Origin of the sequence: Paenibacillus sp. IITD108, assembly GCF_036541265.1 — a bacterium.
Lineage (GTDB): Bacteria > Bacillota > Bacilli > Paenibacillales > Paenibacillaceae > Pristimantibacillus.
Genome location: NZ_JAZHCT010000044.1, coordinates 1 through 19,088 on the forward strand (window position 1 = coordinate 1; position 19,088 = coordinate 19,088).

At 42.4% G+C, this 19,088-nt stretch carries 18 protein-coding genes; 15 read left to right on the top strand and 3 right to left on the bottom strand.

What is annotated here, in order from left to right; all coding sequences use genetic code 11:
• The first annotated feature begins 1,368 nt into the window (after positions 1–1,368).
• Positions 1,369–1,851, top strand: a complete 483-nt coding sequence (locus tag V1L65_RS25510; RefSeq protein ID WP_331702105.1) for a glutathione peroxidase — start codon at positions 1,369–1,371, stop codon at positions 1,849–1,851.
• A gap of 232 nt (positions 1,852–2,083) precedes the next feature.
• On the opposite strand, the gene V1L65_RS25515 is transcribed toward V1L65_RS25510, so the two are convergent.
• Together V1L65_RS25515 and V1L65_RS25520 are read right to left on the bottom strand one after the other, a co-directional pair.
• Positions 2,084–3,274, bottom strand: coding sequence for an SLC45 family MFS transporter (locus tag V1L65_RS25515; protein WP_331702106.1), 1,191 nt, complete (start codon positions 3,272–3,274; stop codon positions 2,084–2,086).
• 1 nt (position 3,275) lies between these two features.
• Positions 3,276–4,016 carry a glycerophosphodiester phosphodiesterase gene (locus tag V1L65_RS25520; RefSeq protein ID WP_331702108.1) on the bottom strand — a complete coding sequence of 247 codons (741 nt, stop codon included), beginning with the start codon at positions 4,014–4,016 and terminating at the stop codon, positions 3,276–3,278.
• A gap of 440 nt (positions 4,017–4,456) precedes the next feature.
• Here V1L65_RS25520 and V1L65_RS25525 point away from each other — a divergent pair, with 440 nt between their 5' ends.
• From V1L65_RS25525 to V1L65_RS25535, 3 genes are all read left to right on the top strand, one after another.
• A complete protein-coding gene (locus V1L65_RS25525) occupies positions 4,457–4,660 on the top strand; it encodes a cation transporter (RefSeq protein WP_331702109.1) in 204 nt (67 codons plus the stop codon).
• 437 nt (positions 4,661–5,097) lie between these two features.
• Positions 5,098–5,265, top strand: a complete 168-nt coding sequence (locus tag V1L65_RS25530; protein ID WP_331702111.1) for a hypothetical protein — start codon at positions 5,098–5,100, stop codon at positions 5,263–5,265.
• A 50-nt stretch (positions 5,266–5,315) separates the two neighbouring features.
• Complete coding sequence (locus V1L65_RS25535) at positions 5,316–6,167, top strand: DUF421 domain-containing protein (RefSeq protein ID WP_331702112.1); 852 nt, start codon at positions 5,316–5,318, stop codon at positions 6,165–6,167.
• A 111-nt stretch (positions 6,168–6,278) separates the two neighbouring features.
• Here the strand turns inward: V1L65_RS25535 and V1L65_RS25540 are convergent, their stop codons facing one another.
• Complete coding sequence (locus V1L65_RS25540; protein ID WP_331702113.1) at positions 6,279–6,971, bottom strand: YhcN/YlaJ family sporulation lipoprotein; 693 nt, start codon at positions 6,969–6,971, stop codon at positions 6,279–6,281.
• Positions 6,972–7,441: 470 nt separating this feature from the next.
• Here V1L65_RS25540 and coxB point away from each other — a divergent pair, with 470 nt between their 5' ends.
• The 11 genes from coxB to V1L65_RS25595 all read left to right on the top strand — a co-directional run bounded on the left by coxB (position 7,442) and on the right by V1L65_RS25595 (position 17,661).
• On the top strand, positions 7,442–8,491 hold the full coding sequence (coxB, locus tag V1L65_RS25545) for a cytochrome c oxidase subunit II (protein ID WP_331702114.1): 1,050 nt from the start codon (positions 7,442–7,444) through the stop codon (positions 8,489–8,491).
• Positions 8,492–8,568: 77 nt separating this feature from the next.
• Positions 8,569–10,416, top strand: coding sequence for a cytochrome c oxidase subunit I (gene ctaD / locus V1L65_RS25550; protein ID WP_432505558.1), 1,848 nt, complete (start codon positions 8,569–8,571; stop codon positions 10,414–10,416).
• Positions 10,413–11,030: a cytochrome (ubi)quinol oxidase subunit III gene (locus V1L65_RS25555; RefSeq protein ID WP_331702116.1), complete on the top strand. Its 618-nt coding sequence runs from the start codon at positions 10,413–10,415 to the stop codon at positions 11,028–11,030. Before ctaD ends, V1L65_RS25555 begins: the two co-directional genes overlap by 4 nt.
• A 3-nt stretch (positions 11,031–11,033) precedes the next feature.
• Positions 11,034–11,351: a cytochrome C oxidase subunit IV family protein gene (locus tag V1L65_RS25560; RefSeq protein ID WP_331702117.1), complete on the top strand. Its 318-nt coding sequence runs from the start codon at positions 11,034–11,036 to the stop codon at positions 11,349–11,351.
• A 192-nt stretch (positions 11,352–11,543) separates the two neighbouring features.
• Entirely contained in the window at positions 11,544–12,452 is a 909-nt protein-coding gene (gene ctaG, locus V1L65_RS25565) for a cytochrome c oxidase assembly factor CtaG (protein WP_331702118.1), read from the top strand.
• A 39-nt stretch (positions 12,453–12,491) separates the two neighbouring features.
• Positions 12,492–12,953 carry a DUF420 domain-containing protein gene (locus V1L65_RS25570; protein ID WP_331702120.1) on the top strand — a complete coding sequence of 154 codons (462 nt, stop codon included), beginning with the start codon at positions 12,492–12,494 and terminating at the stop codon, positions 12,951–12,953.
• 385 nt (positions 12,954–13,338) lie between these two features.
• Positions 13,339–14,067, top strand: coding sequence for a hypothetical protein (locus V1L65_RS25575; RefSeq protein ID WP_331702121.1), 729 nt, complete (start codon positions 13,339–13,341; stop codon positions 14,065–14,067).
• An 18-nt stretch (positions 14,068–14,085) separates the two neighbouring features.
• Positions 14,086–14,469 (top strand): GntR family transcriptional regulator, encoded by a 384-nt coding sequence (locus tag V1L65_RS25580; protein ID WP_331702122.1) that lies wholly within the window; start codon positions 14,086–14,088, stop codon positions 14,467–14,469.
• A gap of 36 nt (positions 14,470–14,505) precedes the next feature.
• Entirely contained in the window at positions 14,506–15,405 is a 900-nt protein-coding gene (locus V1L65_RS25585) for an ABC transporter ATP-binding protein (RefSeq protein WP_331702123.1), read from the top strand.
• Between the two features lie 53 nt (positions 15,406–15,458).
• The gene (locus tag V1L65_RS25590; RefSeq protein WP_331702124.1) at positions 15,459–16,361 is read left to right on the top strand and encodes an ABC transporter ATP-binding protein; all 903 of its coding nucleotides are present in this window, start codon (positions 15,459–15,461) and stop codon (positions 16,359–16,361) included.
• Positions 16,354–17,661 carry an ABC transporter permease gene (locus V1L65_RS25595; RefSeq protein ID WP_331702125.1) on the top strand — a complete coding sequence of 436 codons (1,308 nt, stop codon included), beginning with the start codon at positions 16,354–16,356 and terminating at the stop codon, positions 17,659–17,661. The genes V1L65_RS25590 and V1L65_RS25595 overlap by 8 nt, the downstream gene beginning before the upstream one ends.
• The last annotated feature ends 1,427 nt before the right edge of the window (positions 17,662–19,088 follow it).

Genomic DNA, 19,088 nt, shown 5'->3' on the forward strand with positions numbered 1-19,088 from the left:
GAAAATTCATATACAATAAGCCGAAATGGCCCGAAAGTTACAAATGTATATGAAATTTCATACATAAATGGTCGGTGCGGCCTCGAAATGGCCAAGTGTATATGAAAATTCATATACAATAAGCCGAAATGGCCCGAAAATCGCGATTGTATATGAAATTTCATACATAAATGGTCGGTGCGGCCTCGAAATGACCAAATTTATATGAAATTTCATATACAATAAGCCGAAAAGGCCCGGAAGTCGCGATTGTATATGATATTTCATATAGAAATGGTCGGTGCCGCCTCAAAATGGCCAAATGTATATGATATTTCATATACAATAGGCCGAAAAGTCCCGAAAGTTGTAATTGTATATGAAATTTCATATAGAAATAGTCGGCGCTGCCTGGAGATGGCCAAATGTATATGAAATTTCATATACAATAAGCCGAAATGGCCCGAAAGTTACAAATGTATATGAAATTTCATACATAAATGGTCGGTGCGGCCTCAAAATGGCCAAATGTATATGATATTTCATATACAATAAGCCGAAAAGGCCTGAAAGTCGCGATTGTATATGAAATTTCATATAGAAATGGTCGGTGCCGCCTGGAAATGGCCAAATGTATGCTAATCGAGCTCTCACGCATCAAAACTAACTACATTTTCTGTACTTAGTTTTGAGAAATATGACGTTTTTATGATACTAAAGGGAAAAACTGCATCTAGTTTGGCGCAATTCGCAAAATTCAAGGTAATTTAGTAAAACTAGATGCATGAAATACATTTAGAATCGTTTTTTCTATAAAAAGGATGAAACTAGATGCACAAAATGTACTTAGCCACCACGAGCATTTGCCCATTCTTCATTGTATACTTTTCAACAAACCCGATTTCTCAAGATTAATTCTTAAGAAGTTGACTAGGCCGCAGTAGGTTGACTAGGTGTTCTTTAGGCTCCACTTGTTCAAATTCGCGCCCAAACTCTCTTTGTGCACCTATTATTACTCCTTCGCAGCCAGCAGCCAACATACTATATCTAGCACGCACATAGCACACAACAGGCACCTAACACCCAGCACATAACAAGCACCTAACACTCAGCACACAACAGGCACCTAACACCCAGCACATAACAAGCACCCAACACTCAGCACACAACAGGCACCTAACACCCAGCACATAACAAGCACCCAATACTCAGCACGTAACACGCAACACCGAACATCCAACTACCTATACCAGCAGTGAAAAACTAAATTATGAACAAATGCAACACCAATTACCTTAAGATTTATCTTCTGAAATTAATCCGCGAAAGTTGAGATACAAGAATCTTTAAATTTCTTCTTAAAATTGATATGTATGAGGTGAATGCCAAATGTCGATTTATACAATTGAAGTAACTACGATTACAGGACAAAGAGAGACGCTGGAGAAGTACAAGGGAGATGTGCTGCTGATAGTGAATACCGCTACAGGCTGCGGCTTTGCACCACAGCTGCGCGGCTTGGAGGAGCTTTACAAGGAGTATAAAGACAAAGGCTTTCGCGTGCTGGGCTTTCCTTGCTCGCAATTTGCCAATCAAGAACTGGCCAGCAATGACAAGATTGCAGAGGTGTGCGAGCTTAACTTTGGCGTAACGTTTCCGATGCATGCAAAAATTGACGTGAAGGGCGATAATAGCCATCCATTGTTTCAAAAGCTGACTGATGATGCGCGCGGAGTGCTCGGTTCGAAAAATATTAAATGGAACTTTACGAAGTTTCTAGTCGATCGCAATGGTTCTGTTGTGAAGCGATTCGGCTCCACAACAGAACCAATACGCTTGAAGCAGGCAATAGAGAAGCTGCTTCAAGCGTAAGCGGATTGAGGCTGACTGCTCATAGTAGGCAACGGCTCATAGTAGGCAACAGCTCATAGTAGGCAACAGCTCATAGTAGGCAACTACCCGTTGTAGGCAATTACTCATTGTAGGCAAATGTTCATTGCAGACAACTATTCATGATGCAAAAGAAAGTCCAAACTTGCTCGCTGTCTTTTTCTTTTGCTTGTTTAATCTGCATGATTCGCCGAAGTATGCTTTCTACTGCTTGTTAAGCCGCATTCGTAACAGCTGCTGAATTATCTTTTACTTTTAGCAACAGCAGCAAAGCGATGACCATGCCGCATGAGGCGATAATGAACAGCGCAGCATAGCTGAACCAGTCAATCATTAGACCCATCAAGACAGGAGACAGTATTGCCGCGAGAGATGATGCGATATAGTAGATGCCTGTTCTTGCGCCAATGCTTGATTCTTTGCCGAGCGATACGACAAACGGGTAGGAATTAATATTGATGCAAGCCCAGAATATCCCGCCGATCAGCAGCATTATGCGCAGCAGCAGCAAGGAATCTATCAGACTGATAAGGCCAAAAACAATAATCAAGCCGCACACGCCGATCATAATGATTGGTTTTTTGCCGAAGCGGTTACCGAGCAAGCCGCTCGGTATAGCTGCCGCTACAAAGGCGACGGAAAAAAAGGCGAGCGAGAAGGTCGCCTCGCTATCGGTAAGCCCCAGCTGATTTTTGCCGTATAAGGTAAATAGCGCTTCAACTCCTTGATAAGAGAAAAACCAGAAAAAGATCGCGCCCAGCAAAAATAATGTGGGACGGGTCCATTCCCTTTTGTACGAGCCGAACGAAGGTTGTTTGGCTTCTTCAGCGGGAGTATAGTTAATGACATCTCTTTGTTCTTTAATTACTTTAAGCAAAACAAACAAGCAGATTAGCGTAATAATTGCTGATGCTAAAAAAGGCAATGAAATATGCTTGTCGTAGAGTATCGCGCCCCCGCCAAAGGCAAGAATAGAGCCGAGCCCGCCCATGAAATTAATAATGCCGTTAGCCTGTGTCCGTTTGCTCGGTATCGTTATATCAGGCATCAAAGCAACGGTAGGAGAGCGGTATAAGCTCATCGACAAGTTCATAAGCACCATAAAAATAATAAGCAGCAGAAGGCCGTTATGCCAAGGAATAAGCGCACCAAACAAGGCGGCAAGCGGCATCCCAATCAAGAGAAAGGGCATTCTTTTGCCAAATCTTGTTCTTGTCCGATCGCTTTTGCGGCCGATAAGAGGCTGAAGAATTATCGCGAAATAATTATCGATAGTCATCATAAAGCCGATAAGTGCTGTGCTCGTTAAAAATTTTTCAAGAAATAAAGGCACAAATGCGTTATACAAAGCCCAAGTAATGCTGATGCTGAAAAAGCCAAGCCCTAACAGCCAAGTTTTTTTCATACTATCCCTCGCTTTGCTTCGCTATAATATTGGCCAGCCGATCAGGATAATCCGTAATAATGCCAGCTACTCCTGCTTGCAGCAAGCTTTGCATTTCTGCTTCGTCATTGACGGTGAAAGGATGATAGACGACCTGATGTTCCTTTGCTTGGGCCACCCATTCTGGGAGAACCGCATATTTAGGAGCATGCAGAGCGGTTGCGCCAAGCGATTTGGCATACTTCCAAGGCTCATATAATCCTTCCATATACAAAATGCCTGTTTTTATATCTGGTGCAAGCTGATGGCAAAGAAATAAGGAATAATGATTAAAGCTGGATAAAATAATTTGTTTTTCCATGCCGTAGCGGTGGATCAATTCAATCATTTTGCTCTCTAGATCAGGATATTGCACGAAGCCGTTTTTTAGCTCGATATTAATGATGATTTCAGTGCCTTTTGTGAGCTCAAGCAAAGCTTCAAGTGAAGGAACTCTTTCTCCGGAAAAGTCAGGGTGGAACCAGCTTCCTGCATCAAGCGTCTGCACTTCCTCCCACGTAGTATGGGCAAGCAGCTTATTCAGGCCCGCAGTGCGTGTAAGATATTCGTCGTGCATAAGCACCAGCTGGCCATCCTGTGTCATCTGCAGATCAGTTTCAATGCCTGTCGCTCCCATTTCAAGCGCTTTCACAAAAGCGGCCATTGTATTCTCAGGACAATATCCGCTTGCTCCGCGGTGAGCGAATATAATTGGTTTTTTCATCGTATGTAAGCATCCTTTCCCTTTTACTGTAATATCCTATAATTTTAGTTTATGGTTCTGTAGTTGGATAATAGCACAATCAGTTACATATTCCTAGTAAAGATATCGTAATCAAAACGGGCAGAAATTCGGCTGAAAACTCACTTTACATACCTTGGGGGGTAAAGTAAAATGGACGTATTACGATACCCCATGGAGGTATAATAATGAATTCAAACATGAAGTGAGACAGTCCTTGCAGTATGAATGAAGAACAAGATTGTCATACTAGCTCAGAGAGAATGAGTCATCAATTCCGAGTGGACAAAGCAAAACCAGGCCATACGATTGAATCGGATTGAAGGCCAAATTCGCGGATTGAAGCAGGGGAGCATTGAGGTCATTGATGAATTGATGACAACTGTTAATCGCTTAATGAAATAATGAGAGGAGAGTTTATCATGAGTCAAGCAATATTGAAGGTAGAAGGCATGAGCTGTGGACATTGCGTTAATTCAGTGGAGAAAGCAGTAGCAGAGGTTGGAGCAAGCGCTAAGGTTGACCTTGCGGCCAAGCAAGTTACGGTTGACTATAATGAAGCAATCGTGAAGCTGGAAAAAATTGTAGAAGCAATTGAAGAACAGGGCTATGACGTAGCCGGATAATGCTTTATGAATTGGACAGGGCTTAGCATTCGCTTATGATTAAGCGAGCGCTAAGCCCTTATTGTATTTAACCTTTTATATATGATGCGCCATGATGCTTCCCATAGCAGCAGTATGTTGCAATGCGGTGAGACTTGCACTCCAAAACAACGAAAGCCCTGCCTCTCTTCCGTCCTTACGGCTCCAATGACCGCGCCAGTATGAATCAGAACTGCTACATAATACGATTGTGAGATGTTTCGAATTGACAGTAAAATCAACAAAGTGGGATAAATTGAATATTACTGAGGGATTAAGTATTCGAGGTTAAATGATCTAATAAATAACTATAGCAGAAAGTAACGGAAAAAGCAATTGTTATATTTGTAAATTTGTAAAATTCTTATGTTATTGTTTTGTAGAAATGTCAGCCCTTTCACGCTTTCGCAGGGCGTTAAATGAGATTTGTTAAGGAGCATGTCAAGATGGTCAATCTGCTAGTAGAAGATCTTTGGGAGAAGCTTCAGGAATCGCCTCGTTATCAAGCCGCGATTGCAGTAAACTCTATGGAGGAAGCAAATAAGGCGCTCCTCAACCTTGATTTAACAAAATGGATGTTATCCTGAATGATCATAGAAATTACTGGATAAGATAAATGTTAAGAGGTGAACCCTGAATGCCAGATTGGTTAGAGGTTATTTTAAGAACATTAGTAGCGATTGTGGTATTGTTTTTTATGACAAAAATTTTAGGTAAACGACAGCTGTCACAGCTATCTTTGTTTGAGTACATAACGGGTATTTCAATAGGCAATCTTGCAGCCTATGTTTCGTTGGATTTGGACAACCTTTGGTTTTTGGGCTTAGTGTCTATTGCTGTATGGGTAGCTGTTTCGGCCAGCATGGAATTTTGGACTATCAAAAACAGACGAGTCAAAAACTTTGTTGACGGTAAAGGTACCGTCTTAATCAAGGATGGTCAGCTGATTAGAGGAAATTTAAAAAAAGAAAAGCTGACGGTTGACGAATTACTAAGCCAACTAAGGCAAAAAGATGTTTTTGCTATTGCAGATGTAGAGTTCGCAGTAATGGAATCGTCTGGGGTCATCAATGCTATGCTTAAAAAAGAGCATCAGCCACTTACAGGTGACATGCTTGGCTGGAAGATGAGCAGTGAGCAGCCGCCACAGACAGTCATTATGGATGGCATCATGCTTGACGGTCCGCTAGGCATTGCTGGCTACAGCAAAGAATGGCTTGATTATCAACTTGACCAATACAAAGTTAACATGGAAAATGTTTTAATTGCTCAAATTGATACAGATGGCCAGTTAAATATCAAAACGGCGGATGGTAAAACCTATCCTGAGGATCAAAAGGTAAGGCCGCAAAAAAAGATTCAACAGCTTACCCACCAGTTAGAGCTCGAATTGGAGCGCTTAGGGCAATTTGCACGCAATGACAGCGATCGTCTGCAATACGAAGCAGCGCTTAATAAGGTGCGTTCTATGAGCAAGAGCAAGCTGTGAAAAAAGCAAATGTTAGATCAGGTCCTTAAAACAGGTAAGGATCTGATCTAACTACATCAAACCGCATATATAATAGAAAGAAAAATTCTGCGTTCCAAACGTTGTCTTGTTTTACTGAAAAGGCGCGGGCTCTTTTACACCATCGGCAAAATAATATTGTACAGTTGTGTTGAAATCGTCAAGCCAAGGCGTAAGCGGTCTGCTGCCCCAAGCTTCCCGGGCGAACTGCACAAATTTATTCACAAAATCCATGTTGGCGGAAATATGCACTTCTTGTACAGTCGGAGCTAATCTGCGCACTTCTAGAGCAATCGTCTGCTTTAGTTCTCCGGAAATGTTTTTATGGTCCTTTACCGTAAAATCAGAATTGTAATAACGAGCCAATGCGCGCGGCTTATCGGGCCTGCTGCCATTGCTTAGCCCATATATTCCTGAATAGCTGCTGTCATTGTTTTGTACACGTTTGTCATTGTCTTTTGCAGTTCTTGTGCCGACAGCGCTTTGATCAAGCAAGATTGCAACATAAGCATTTTTGTCAGTCAGCATAACCGTAGCGGAACCTACACCGTACAATGTGCTTATTTTGGAGGAAATTTCATTGCTGTATTCGAAAAATGCGTTATTATGCTGATCCGGCGAAGGGTTGGCAGAGCCATATGCTTTCCCGCCCTGCACTTTAGGATCATTTGATTTCCGGCTGCCGTAATCATAATTTGTATTTTCAACCTTCACCTTGTCTGAACAGCCAATGAGGCCAGTGCTAACTGCCAAAAGGATGAGTACAAGCGATGCTATTTTTTTCATGATGGCTTATGCTCCTTCACAAATAAATGATGCAGTTAGTTTTCAATCATCAGCATGTAATTATACACATCATGTCTATACATAATTGTCCATACTTTTGGCGAACAATGTAGGAGTGAAGATGAAAATGAGAAGAGGATATGCAGGATTTTGCAATCGGATAAGTCACAGATTAATTTAAAGAAAGGAAATGCAAGCAGCTATATATTTATGAAGCGGTGTCAAGCTATCCGCGGTATAAGGGAAACGTGCGTGAAATAAGCCATAATTGCAGTCATAGCGCGATTTTGACAGCTTTGAGAACAATTTGTGAACTCTCCGTGGAACATTGACAAATAGGGGGTTCAACTTTATATTTAATAAAGTGATTCAATATGCAGAAATTGCAGAAACAGCTGTGTTAGACGCAACTGGCCGCATGCCACGATTAGAATTGGCAGTTGCGAAAAAGTCAAAAGTGGGGTTGATGAATGATGAAACGGTGGCAGTTTGTAAAACGGCTTGCGCCGCTAATGGCTCTTATGACATTAGTGCTAGCGGCATGCGGACGGGAAGACTTGTCTGCGCTTAATCCGCAAGGACCTGTAGCGCAAAAGCAATTTGACCTGATGGTGCTGTCCATATCTATTATGGCGCTAGTTGTCGTAGTCGTGTTTGTGCTTAGTATTTATGTTATTATTCGTTTCCGCAGACGCCCTGGAGACAAAAAGATTCCTGTACAAGTCGAAGGGAATCACAAATTGGAGGTTATCTGGACGGTAATTCCAATTATCTTGCTTGTAGTTCTTGCTGTTCCTACCCTTCAAACGGTATTTGGTTTGGGTAAGGATTATAGCAATGATCCAGATGCAGTTAAAGTAAAAGTAATTGCTCACCAATACTGGTGGGAGTTTGAATATCCTGAATTGGGTATCACGACTGCACAAGAACTGGTAATCCCTGCAGGAAAAAACATTGCGCTTGAGTTGACATCTAATGACGTTGTTCACTCCTTCTGGATCCCTGCGCTTGCAGGTAAGATCGATACGAACCCTGGAGCTAACGTTAACAAAATGTACTTCTCCGCACCAAAAGAAGGCGTTTATCTAGGTAAATGTGCTGAGCTTTGCGGTCCTTCGCACGGTTTGATGGATTTCAAGGTGAAAGTAGTAAACCAATCTTCATTCGATCGTTGGACAGCAGCTATTCAGGAACCGGTTGCAATGCCAAGCGACCCAGGAATCGCTACAGCGCTTGAAAGCCAATGCTTGACTTGTCATGCTATTGGAACAGAAGGCGGTAAAGCATATCCTAACCTTACAGGTATCGGAAGTCGCGAAAGCGTAGGCGGTATTCTCGTGAATACAGACGATCCGAAGTATGAGCATGAAGGTTCAATTTATGACAACTTATACAAATGGATCAAAGACCCAGAAGCAATCAAGCCGAAAAACCACATGAGTGGGGCATATGATTTAACTGATGAAGAGGTTAAAGGCATTGCCGACTACTTGTCGAAGCTAACGCTTGATTTTGAATAATAATTCATCTTTGATCGAAGGAGGTAGCTACCTTGGCTCATGCACATGCTATGCCAGCTAAACGGTACACAGGAATTATGGATTGGCTGACTACAGTAGACCATAAAAAAATCGGTATATTGTATTTGATCGCGGGAGGTTTGTTCTTCCTAATCGGCGGTTTGGAAGCCATTCTTATACGTATTCAGCTATGGAAGCCGCTCAATAACTTTGTAGGTGCGGAAACATACAACGAGCTGATTACAATGCACGGAACAACAATGATATTCTTGGCGGCGATGCCAATTATATTTGCGATTATGAACGCAGTTATTCCGCTTCAAATCGGTGCGCGCGACGTTGCGTTCCCTTTTCTTAACTCACTAGGCTTTTGGACGTTCGTATCAGGCGGGGTATTGCTGAATGTCAGCTGGTTTACAGGCCATGTGCCTGACGCAGGCTGGACTTCATATGCTCCACTTGCCGGCACTACATACAGTGGCCATCATGGTATGGACTACTATGTGCTAGGACTTCAAATTGCAGGTATCGGTACACTAATCGGAGGTATTAACTTCCTAGTAACAATTATCAATATGCGTGCTCCTGGTATGACATTTATGCGTATGCCGATGTTTACTTGGGCAGCATTTACAACATCTGCTCTAATCCTATTTGCTTTCCCTGCGCTTGCAGTAGGCTTGGCAGCACTTATGTTTGACAGATTGTTCGACGCTAACTTCTTTAACCCGGATATGGGCGGTAACGTTGTACTCTGGGAGCATATTTTCTGGATTTTCGGACACCCTGAGGTTTACATTTTGATCCTTCCGGCGTTCGGTATCATATCAGAAGTAGTAAGTACATTCTCCCGCAAGCGTTTGTTCGGATACAGCTCCATGGTATTTGCAACATTGCTGATTGCGTTCCTTGGCTTCATGGTTTGGGCGCATCACATGTTCACAACGGGTATGGGACCAGTAGCGAACTCCTTGTTCTCAATAGCAACGATGCTAATTGCAATACCAACAGGTATTAAAATTTTCAACTGGATATTCACCATGTGGGGCGGTTCGATTACGTTCCCTACAGCAAACCTGTTCGCGGTTGGATTTATCCCAACGTTCGTAATGGGTGGGGTAACAGGTATTATGCTATCTGTTGCACCAGCGAACTTCCAGTATCACGATTCCTATTTCGTTGTAGCTCACTTCCACTATGTTATCGTTGGGGGTCTTGTGTTCGGCTTGTTCTCAGGTCTGACATTCTGGTGGCCAAAAATGTTCGGCCGCGTGCTTAACGAAACGCTTGGAAAATGGACATTCTGGACTTTCTTTATCGGTTTCCATTTGACATTCTTCGTTCAGCATTTCCTTGGTCTAATGGGTATGCCTCGTCGTATTTGGCAATATCTCGACGGTCTAGGATTGACTGAAATGAATATGATCAGTACTGTCGGCGCATTGCTGATGGGTGTTGGTACAGTTATTTTTGTTTTAAATGCTATTATTACTGGCTTCAAGCCAAAAGGTGTCGAGAATGACCCATGGCATGATGGCCGTACACTTGAGTGGTCTATTCCATCTCCGCCACCTGAGTACAACTTTGCTCAAACTCCATTGGTACGCGGCTATGACGCTTACTGGAAAGAGAAAATGGAAGGTCACAAAGGCATGACGCCTGCGGAACCAATTGGCGATATTCATATGCCAAATCCGTCCATTCTTCCTTTCATCATGGGTATCGGCTTGTTTATCGCAGGTATTGGCTTCATGTATGCTCCGGATTGGGGTACTTTGTTCGGCAACTTCAAGAGTGGTCACGCTGTAGGCGTTTTGGGATTGGTCATTACTTTCGGATGTATGATTGCACGTTCTATGATCGACGATCATGGTTTCCATATCCCGAAAGAAACAGTACTTAAAGATCAGGAGGGGAAAGCATGAGCGCACATACGCATGTAGATGGTCAATTGCCTCATGAGCCAGAAAAGGCGACCCTCGAGGGTCGTAATAAAATTTTGGGCTTCTGGTTGTTTCTAGGTGGAGAAACCGTGTTGTTTGGAACATTGTTCGCAGCGTTCCTTGCATTGCGCGGTCAAGTTCTTGACGGTCCTTCACCTGACAAATTGTTTGACCTTGGTCTTGTTGCATTGGCAACTGGTATATTGTTGACATCCAGTTTGATGAGTGTATTTGCAGTTAATGCGTTGCATAATAGAAATGAGAAGTCGCTTATCAATTGGTTGATTGTTACGGTTCTTCTCGGTCTTGCCTTCCTTGTGTTGGAGATTTATGAGTTTAGTCATTATTTAAGTCTTGGACACGGATTTACGACAAGTGCCTTCAGCTCCTCCTTCTATACATTAGTTGGTTTCCATGGAGCGCACGTTTTGCTAGGTATTGTTTGGATTTCACTGCTGATTTTCCAATTGAAAACACGTGGTCTGAACACGACTACAGCACCAAAGGTGTATGTAGCTAGTATGTACTGGCACTTTATCGACGTCGTATGGGTATTCATTTTTACCGTCGTTTACTTGATGGGAAAGGTGGGTTAATGTATGACAAGTCAATCGGCTTCAAATGAAAACAGAAAAGAGCAGCATCGTGTTGAAGGCCCTAAAAAGCATATTGTTGCTTTTATCTTTTCTGTATTGCTTACACTAATCGCATTCGTTACAGTAGCGAGCGGCGAGATTAATACCGATTTTGTTTACATTATTCTTGTTGGTACAGCTATACTTCAAGTATTCATACAGCTAGCCTTCTGGATGCATATGAAGGATCGCGGACACACATTTGCTATTATTGGAATTTTGGGCGGCGTGTTTGTAGTTCTGCTATGCGTAGTTATGGCTCTTGCTTGGGTATGGTGGTAATAGCTCTTCAAGAAGATGTGCCGTCACAAGAGAGGGTCCCAAAGCTTGGGTCCCTCTTCTTTTTAGGAAAATGTATAAGTTTCAGAGCAATAGTTGTTTAACTTTGTGAAAATTGTAGTTAGTCCTCAGGCGGGGACCTATAAATGCGCAGCATTTAACTCATCCTCGTTGCAATAGAAAGGAGTCTTCATCATGCTTGGCTTACAATATTTCAAATGGGAAGAGCTTTGGTCACCGCTGTTTATTTTCGCTATAATCGCAGTTAATATTTTGTACTTCTACGTGATAGGCCCGTGGAGAGAGAAGCATTACCCGCAAGAAGAGCCTGTATCCGGCAATATGAAATTTATGTTCGTTATTGCTACTGTTCTGATCTATTTATGTCATGGCGGACCTATTAAATTGCTAGGGCATTTGATGTTTACTTTTCATATGGTCAGTATGGCGATTTCCTATTTAATTGTACCGCCGCTAGTATTGCTATCCATTCCAAGCTTTGTATGGAAGCATATATTCGCAAAACGTTTTTGGCAAAAGCTGAGCTTTTTGATGCATCCTATTTCGACGCTAGTATTGTTCAATCTACTGTTTTCCATTTACCATTTGCCATTCGTACATGATTATGTCATGACCCATTTTACGATCCATCGCTTGTATTATATTGTTTTGTTTATTGCCGCACTTATGATGTGGTGGCAAATCGTAACTCCTGTGAAAGAGTGGACACGTCTTACCGATGTGAAAAAAATGGCCTATATTTTTGCTAATGGAGTATTATTAACGCCTGCTTGTGCGCTAATTATTTTTGCAAGTACACCTTTATTCGCAACATATAGCGATCCTAATGTGTGGGCAACTGCAATGGGTTATTGCTTGCCTGGCGATACCAGCTATTTGCTTGATGAATTTAGCGGCCCTCAATTTTTTAATTTCCTTGATGTGCTTGAGGATCAGCAGCTAGGCGGATTAGTTATGAAAATCGTGCAAGAGCTAATGTATGGCGTAATTCTTGCTTATATATTTAGACAGTGGTTCAAACGTGAGCATGCAGATGATGATGATAGCTATACGGAGGTTAACTCCAACCCAGGTACTGTCTAATAAATATGCCATTGAGGCGAGTTTTGGAGTGTGCATCGTATGAATACTTTTAATTTATTGCCAACAATAAGCACATTTTTTATTGCGCTAAGCGCTGTATTAGTAGCTATTGGCTGGAGGCTGGCGATTAAGCGCAGGCTGGAAGAGCACCAGAGAATGATGGTGTATGCGGCTGTAGCGGCTATTATATTTTTCATCGTGTATTTGTCAAGAACCGTATTTATTGGCAACACGCCTTGGAGCGGTCCGGACAGCGTAAAGCCGTTTTATATTGTATTTTTGCTGTTTCATATTGTATTGGCGACCGTCGCAGCCGTATTCGGCATCATGACGTTGACGCTTGGATATAAGAAAAAATTTGCCAAGCATCGCAAGCTGGGCAGAGTCACTTCTGTTATCTGGTTTATTACAGCGATTACAGGCGTGTTTGTATACTCGCTATTATATTTGATCTATCCGGGCAATGAGGTAACTCCTTTGCTGGATGCTATTTTCGGCTAATCAATTATAGTCGCGACATATGCAGCTCAATCTCTTTGGAGATGGGCTGCATTTTTTTGTTTTATGTCGAAGGTATTGAGGAGGGGAGAGCAAGAATGGAACTGGAGAAGCGGCAGCGTCCGCCTTTGTATGACAACTTTAACCGTTACAGGTTTTGCACATTCTAAAAAGTTGGCGTACAACAGCGGTCGGAAGTCCAATCTGCAGCGCAGTGACGATTTTTACCTTCTTGTAAAAAATAGATAAAAAAATGTTTGACAGTGTATATAAGTGTGAGTATACTGTGTATAAAGATATATACAGTATATAAACATTAAATAAACAGTAACAAAAGAACGACTGTGAAACAGAACAGCTGCAGTCACTTATGAAAGGAAGAGCGCTAATGATAGGAACATGGCGTGGAGCATTGATTCTTACAAAGCACGAGTTGAGCAGAAGCTTGAAAAGCTACATACTCGTTTTATTTTTTTTAGTATATCTCATCTTTTTCCTGCTTCCGATGCTAAAAAGCATACTGGAAGGCGAGAAGCATATTGCATTAGAGTGGGCGGTGGACTTTTTATTTTATACAATGCTGCCAACGATTGGACTCCTTTGCGGCAAGCTGCAGCTGCAATATTGGAAGTCAGATCCTTATTCTAAAAAAATGGCCATTTGGCGCACGATGCCTATTAGCTCCAAGCAAATTGCACTTGCCCGTTATTTACAAGTATTATTCGGAGCAGTAGTTACTCAGGTTCCTTTATTTACAGCCTTTTACATTATGATTCATTACAGCAGCATTCAATTGCCAATCTCAACATTTATTGTATTTTCCCTTACATGGTTCAGCATCAGCTTAATTATTACTTACTTAATTATATATTTGGAGCTAGGCTTTACTGGAAAAATGTATAGTGTCATTTATAGCTTGTTCATGGTTGTCGTAATGGGCTTCACAATGCTGTATGTAGCTCTTTTTAGAGTGAGTATGGTAAAACTGAGTATTAACACGATCAGCAACGGCAATTATTGGCCAGCTGTTATAGCGGCAGCAGCTGCAACACTGGTATATGTTTTTGGATTAAAAGCGTTAATCAGCAGATTGAATATGAGAGAGTATATCGGTTGATAGAAAGCAGGTGAGGCAATGCGGCTGCCGATTCAAATCAATGAGCAGAGCGCTGAGCCGCTCTACCATCAAATCAGTGTACAGCTGCGCGCGCTTATCGTCAGCGGCCAGCTGGAGGAGGGCATGCTGCTGCCTTCCATACGCGAGCTGGCTCAATCGGTAAAGTGCAGTGTGATTACAATAAAAAGAGTATACAGCGATCTTGAAAATGAAGGTTTGCTGCGTACAAGGCAAGGGATGGGCACCTACGTAAATAAAGTTAATCCTCATGAGCTCGACAAGCAAAGGCTGGCGGCAGTGAGGGAAGAGCTGGAGGAGGCTGTGAAAGCAGGGCAGCGCGTGCAGTGCACAAGACAAGAGCTGGAGCAGCTGATGACAGAAGTGCTCGATAAATATTTTTAATAAAGACATGATAGCGGAAAAGAGGAGGTGGATGAATTGAGTTCTGAATTCGCAATATCGTTCCATAATATAGAGAGGAAAAAACCGAATTTTAAGCTCGGACCGATCACACTGCAAATTCCAAAAGGATACGTTACAGCTATTGTTGGCCCGAATGGCAGTGGAAAAAGCACCTTGTTTCGCATATTGCTTGGTATTTCCAAGCAGGACTCTGGAGAGGTAATATTGTTTGACGAACCAATAAAGCCTGATTCTAATGAGGCATATAAGCAGCGGATAGGCTTTCTAGCAGAGACGCCCTGGGAATATGAGGACGGAATGAAGGGCAGGCAAAAGGCTGAATTCAATCAGCACTGGTACAGTAATTGGGATATTAATTACTATCAACAGCTCGTTCATCAGCTGCAGGTAAATGACCATTTGCATATGGGTAAAATGTCAAAAGGCATGCGAAGAAAGCTTGAGCTCGTTATTGCAATGTCGCACCATCCAGAGCTGCTGCTGCTTGATGAGCCGTCATCCGGTCTTGATCCGTTGGCATGGAAGCAAATGATCGAAATATTGCACCGCTATATGGACACGGGTGATCGCACCTTGCTTATGACGACCCACATTATCGATGAAGTGAAACGTCTTGCCGATTATATCGTATTTATGGATCAAGGCAAAGTATTAGGCACCTACGAAAAGGATGAGCTGTTCAGCAGCTGGTTCACGTTTTTTATAAATGGCGAGCAGAATATAGGATCGCTGCTTAAACAAATGCCTGGCGTTCGAAAGATCGATCATGCTGGCAATGGTTATTTTACAGTTACGACTGACAACGCGATGGAAGCTGAGCAGTGGTGCAATCAGAAGCAGATCCCGATTACCAGCAAACAATCATTGGAGCTTGACGAAATTATGAGTATGCTGCTTCTGCAAGGTCAGACATAATAGGCAATTATTCCGAATTAGTAAAGAGTACATGATGCGAAGGGAGTATTACAATGAACCCATTAGTAGTTGAAGGAGTAGTAAAGCAGTACGGGGAGAAAACAGCTGTCAACAATATTAGCTTCGAGGTTGGCGCAGGCGAGATTTATGGCTTGCTAGGAGCAAACGGCGCCGGAAAAACAACGACGATGCGTATGGTACTCGGACTCATCTATCCGGACCAGGGAAAAATTCTATACAACGGCAAGCCGTTCACGAATGAGAATTTAAGACTGCTCGGCTATTTGCCGGAGGAGCGCGGTCTATACCCCAAAATTAAAGTGAGTGAGCAGCTTATATACTTAGCACAGCTGCGCGGCATGACTCGCAAGGAAGCTGACGATAATTTAAAGTACTGGCTTGATCGCTTTGAGGTGCCTGAGTATTATAATAAACGCGTTGAAGAGCTGTCAAAAGGAAATCAGCAAAAGATCCAGTTTGTCGCTGCTGTCATTCACAAGCCGCAAATCGTTATTTTGGACGAAGCATTCAGCGGGCTTGATCCAGTTAACGTAGAGCTTCTCAAATCTACTGTTAAAGAGCTGCGCGACTCTGGCACAAGCATACTTTTCTCAACGCATCGTATGGAGCATGTGGAGGAGCTTTGCCGCAATATTACGATATTGGACCGCTCTAACACCGTGCTGAAGGGCAATATCCGTGAAATTAAAAAGCAGTTCCCTAGAGAACGTGTCGTATTAAGCACAGAAAAAGAAGTAGGCGGCCTTGAAGCAATTGCTGGGGTCAACAACGTTGTTCGTAATGAATCCGGTTATGAAATTATGATTTCGAATGAAAATGTCGCTGGCAACATATTGCGGCATGCACTTGGCCAATCAGAAATTTCTAAATTTGAAATTAAAGAGCCAACATTGAATGAAATATTTATTAAGACGGTAGGTGAGCGTAATGAATAGTTTTTGGACAGTTGTCGGGTTTACAGTTCGCAACAAAATCAGAGCAAAAGCGTTTCTTATTACTACATTAGTCATTGCATTAATTTTAAGCATAGGGATTAACTTGCCGTACTTTTTCAAAGAGTTTAATATTGGCGGCGGCGATAAGCTGACGACAGTCGGGTACGTTCAGGATGCAGCCGGCAGTGAAACAGGCGCTAGCCTGCAGAAGCATTTTGCAGCAGCTGAAGGCTCCAATCTCGAGCTAAAAGCATATGCGGATAAAGGCTCAGCAGATGAGAACGAGAAGCAGCTTAAAAAAGCAATTGCTGATGGAGAAATTAACGGATACCTGGAGTTCGGCGCATTAGCTGAAAGCGGCTTTCCGGAAATGACCTACAAAACTGAAAAGCTTTTGGAATATGAAGTGCAAGGAAAGCTTCAAGGTGCTTTGCAGCTGATTCGCCAGGAGTCTATCCTTAAGGATGCTGGTCTTACTGCGGAACAAATGGCATTGCTGAACGCGCCGATCAATATCGCGACCGTACAAATTTCCGCTACTGAAGGCGCCGGCAGCATTGGCGATGGTAAGACGGAAGGCGAGCAAGGCGTAAATATGGGCATTATCTACTTCATGATTATTTTGCTCTTCATGGCTGTCATGATCTCTGGGCAATTAATTGCCTCGGAAATAACAGCGGAGAAAAGCTCACGCGTTATGGAAATTCTCATAACAAGCGTAGCACCGCTTAAGCAAATGTTCGGTAAAATTTTCGGTATGTTCGTTGTCGTAATTTTGCAAATCGCTGTATATGTTGCAGTTATCGTTATCAATTTGTCACTGCCGCATAATCGTGATGTTATGAAAGGCTTCAATATTAGCCTGGATATGATTGATCCAATGCTGTTAATTTACTCCTTGCTGTTCTTCCTAACCGGCTTCTTCCTATTTGCGACCATGTTCGCAGCAGTAGGCTCGCTAGTAAGCCGTACAGAGGATCTTGGGCAAGCAGTAATGCCTATCACTATTCTTTCGCTAGCTGGCTTTTATATTTCAATCTTCAGCATCAGCTCGCCAGACAGCATGCTCGTAAAAGTAACATCATTCATTCCATTCTTCTCGCCGTTTGTTATGCTGCTCAGATTGGGATTAACAGACCCGCCAACCTGGCAGGTGCTGACTTCCATCGGGATTTTGCTAGTATCGATCTACATCTCCGTATGGATCTCTGCAAAGATCTATCGTACAGGCGTATTGATGTATGGCAAGCGTCCTAGCTGGAAAGAAATCCGTAAAGCGATGAAGGCTTATAAGGTTTAATTGTAAATTAATAAATAAAATGTGTTGAGCAAAAACAGCAACCCAAAACAGTTGATCATTATGATCGGCTGTTTTTCTTGTTTTTTAGGAAATTATGAGCCAGATAAAATTGTGGATAAGTATGTCGAGCTTGAATTGATCCTAATAATGCGGACACTGATGGCCGTTAGCGCTCATATTTCGCCAACTTCCACTTTCTAGCGGACAGAAATGTCTGTTAGCGGGAAAAAAGCTAGAAAATTCGGCGGAATGTTCTTCTAATGGTCATAAGTGTCCGCATACACAACAAAAAGACTGCTTTTTTGGTTCTAACGGTCATGGATGTCCGCACCGCAAATAACATCGCATCGTTTGTTCCTTGCACACGATGACGGCAAGTTAGGTCACCGATTGGTGATTTTGTTCTTTTTATATTTTAATACATCACTACGTTAGAAAGATAATGGCAACTCGTATAAATGGATGGTGTCACTTATGTAACGTTCTAATGGAGATAAACAAAAGAATTATGAACTCGTTTCGATTGAAGTATCTTCTTCTGCTCCCCGTTGAAAGCTCAGTTCATTTCTTTAGAAATTTCTGTACCATTCCTAGATGAGGTTCGCTTCCATCTAAGTCGTTTTCAAAAGCTCGATCAATGAATCTGCATTTGGTGGGTGCTTCTTGTGTTTTTTGTCTCATTCCTGAACATTTTCTCTAGTTTCATGCATATTTTTCAGATTCACGCATTGTTAGAATGATCACAGATAGATAAATGAAGACTACTAATTAAGGAGCTAATCTAAATGGGTCTAGTTAAGTCTTATCAAACTCTAATATGCGGGGCGACGTTTGCAGGTATCGGGATGGGTATCTCCGAGAATTCCTCTTGCCTGATTGTGGAGCCTTCCTCAGGGGTAGGAAATGAGTTTATTGCTTGTATGAATTCTGGGGAGGGATTGGGGCAATCTCCACTGGAAGATCATGCTCTTGAGCTAATTTCGGACATGACTAGTCGGAATCTATTGACTAGCCGCCAGATTTATCACGTCACCCGGATGTTGAGATTCTTCAGGGGAGATTTGATACTGAGTTTATCTTTAAATTGACGATATCCCCGGAGGACGATTGGCCTAGCGCAAGGCTTAAGCTGAATGAATATTGGGAGAATCGACCAGAGATTTTACAATCATGGCGATTAACAACGATCGCGAGCACGTTCGAGTTCAAACAAGAAACACTTGAGTGGAGCAGTGATAACTGGTTTTGGAGGCCGTCTAATGCATTCGTTAATCCAGTTCTGGCTTTCAATTCACATATGAATCCATTCGTTAGAAGGGAAGGGCTTCAATGATTATTTCGCATAAGATCAACGATCAGATTGTTCAGACACCATTCGAAGACCATTTTACACATTGTTACGACGTTATTGTAGTTGGTCTAGGGAC

Coding starts and splice junctions, on each gene's coding strand:
- V1L65_RS25555 (WP_331702116.1), top strand. CDS start 10,413: ATGAGCGCACATACGCATGTAGATGGTCAATTGCCTCATGAGCCAGAA.
- V1L65_RS25580 (WP_331702122.1), top strand. CDS start 14,086: ATGCGGCTGCCGATTCAAATCAATGAGCAGAGCGCTGAGCCGCTCTAC.
- V1L65_RS25515 (WP_331702106.1), bottom strand. CDS start 3,274: ATGAAAAAAACTTGGCTGTTAGGGCTTGGCTTTTTCAGCATCAGCATT.
- V1L65_RS25520 (WP_331702108.1), bottom strand. CDS start 4,016: ATGAAAAAACCAATTATATTCGCTCACCGCGGAGCAAGCGGATATTGT.
- V1L65_RS25570 (WP_331702120.1), top strand. CDS start 12,492: ATGAATACTTTTAATTTATTGCCAACAATAAGCACATTTTTTATTGCG.
- V1L65_RS25530 (WP_331702111.1), top strand. CDS start 5,098: ATGAGATTTGTTAAGGAGCATGTCAAGATGGTCAATCTGCTAGTAGAA.
- V1L65_RS25535 (WP_331702112.1), top strand. CDS start 5,316: ATGCCAGATTGGTTAGAGGTTATTTTAAGAACATTAGTAGCGATTGTG.
- V1L65_RS25540 (WP_331702113.1), bottom strand. CDS start 6,971: ATGAAAAAAATAGCATCGCTTGTACTCATCCTTTTGGCAGTTAGCACT.
- V1L65_RS25560 (WP_331702117.1), top strand. CDS start 11,034: ATGACAAGTCAATCGGCTTCAAATGAAAACAGAAAAGAGCAGCATCGT.
- V1L65_RS25510 (WP_331702105.1), top strand. CDS start 1,369: ATGTCGATTTATACAATTGAAGTAACTACGATTACAGGACAAAGAGAG.
- V1L65_RS25525 (WP_331702109.1), top strand. CDS start 4,457: ATGAGTCAAGCAATATTGAAGGTAGAAGGCATGAGCTGTGGACATTGC.
- coxB (WP_331702114.1), top strand. CDS start 7,442: ATGATGAAACGGTGGCAGTTTGTAAAACGGCTTGCGCCGCTAATGGCT.
- ctaD (WP_432505558.1), top strand. CDS start 8,569: ATGGATTGGCTGACTACAGTAGACCATAAAAAAATCGGTATATTGTAT.
- ctaG (WP_331702118.1), top strand. CDS start 11,544: ATGCTTGGCTTACAATATTTCAAATGGGAAGAGCTTTGGTCACCGCTG.
- V1L65_RS25590 (WP_331702124.1), top strand. CDS start 15,459: ATGAACCCATTAGTAGTTGAAGGAGTAGTAAAGCAGTACGGGGAGAAA.
- V1L65_RS25575 (WP_331702121.1), top strand. CDS start 13,339: ATGATAGGAACATGGCGTGGAGCATTGATTCTTACAAAGCACGAGTTG.
- V1L65_RS25595 (WP_331702125.1), top strand. CDS start 16,354: ATGAATAGTTTTTGGACAGTTGTCGGGTTTACAGTTCGCAACAAAATC.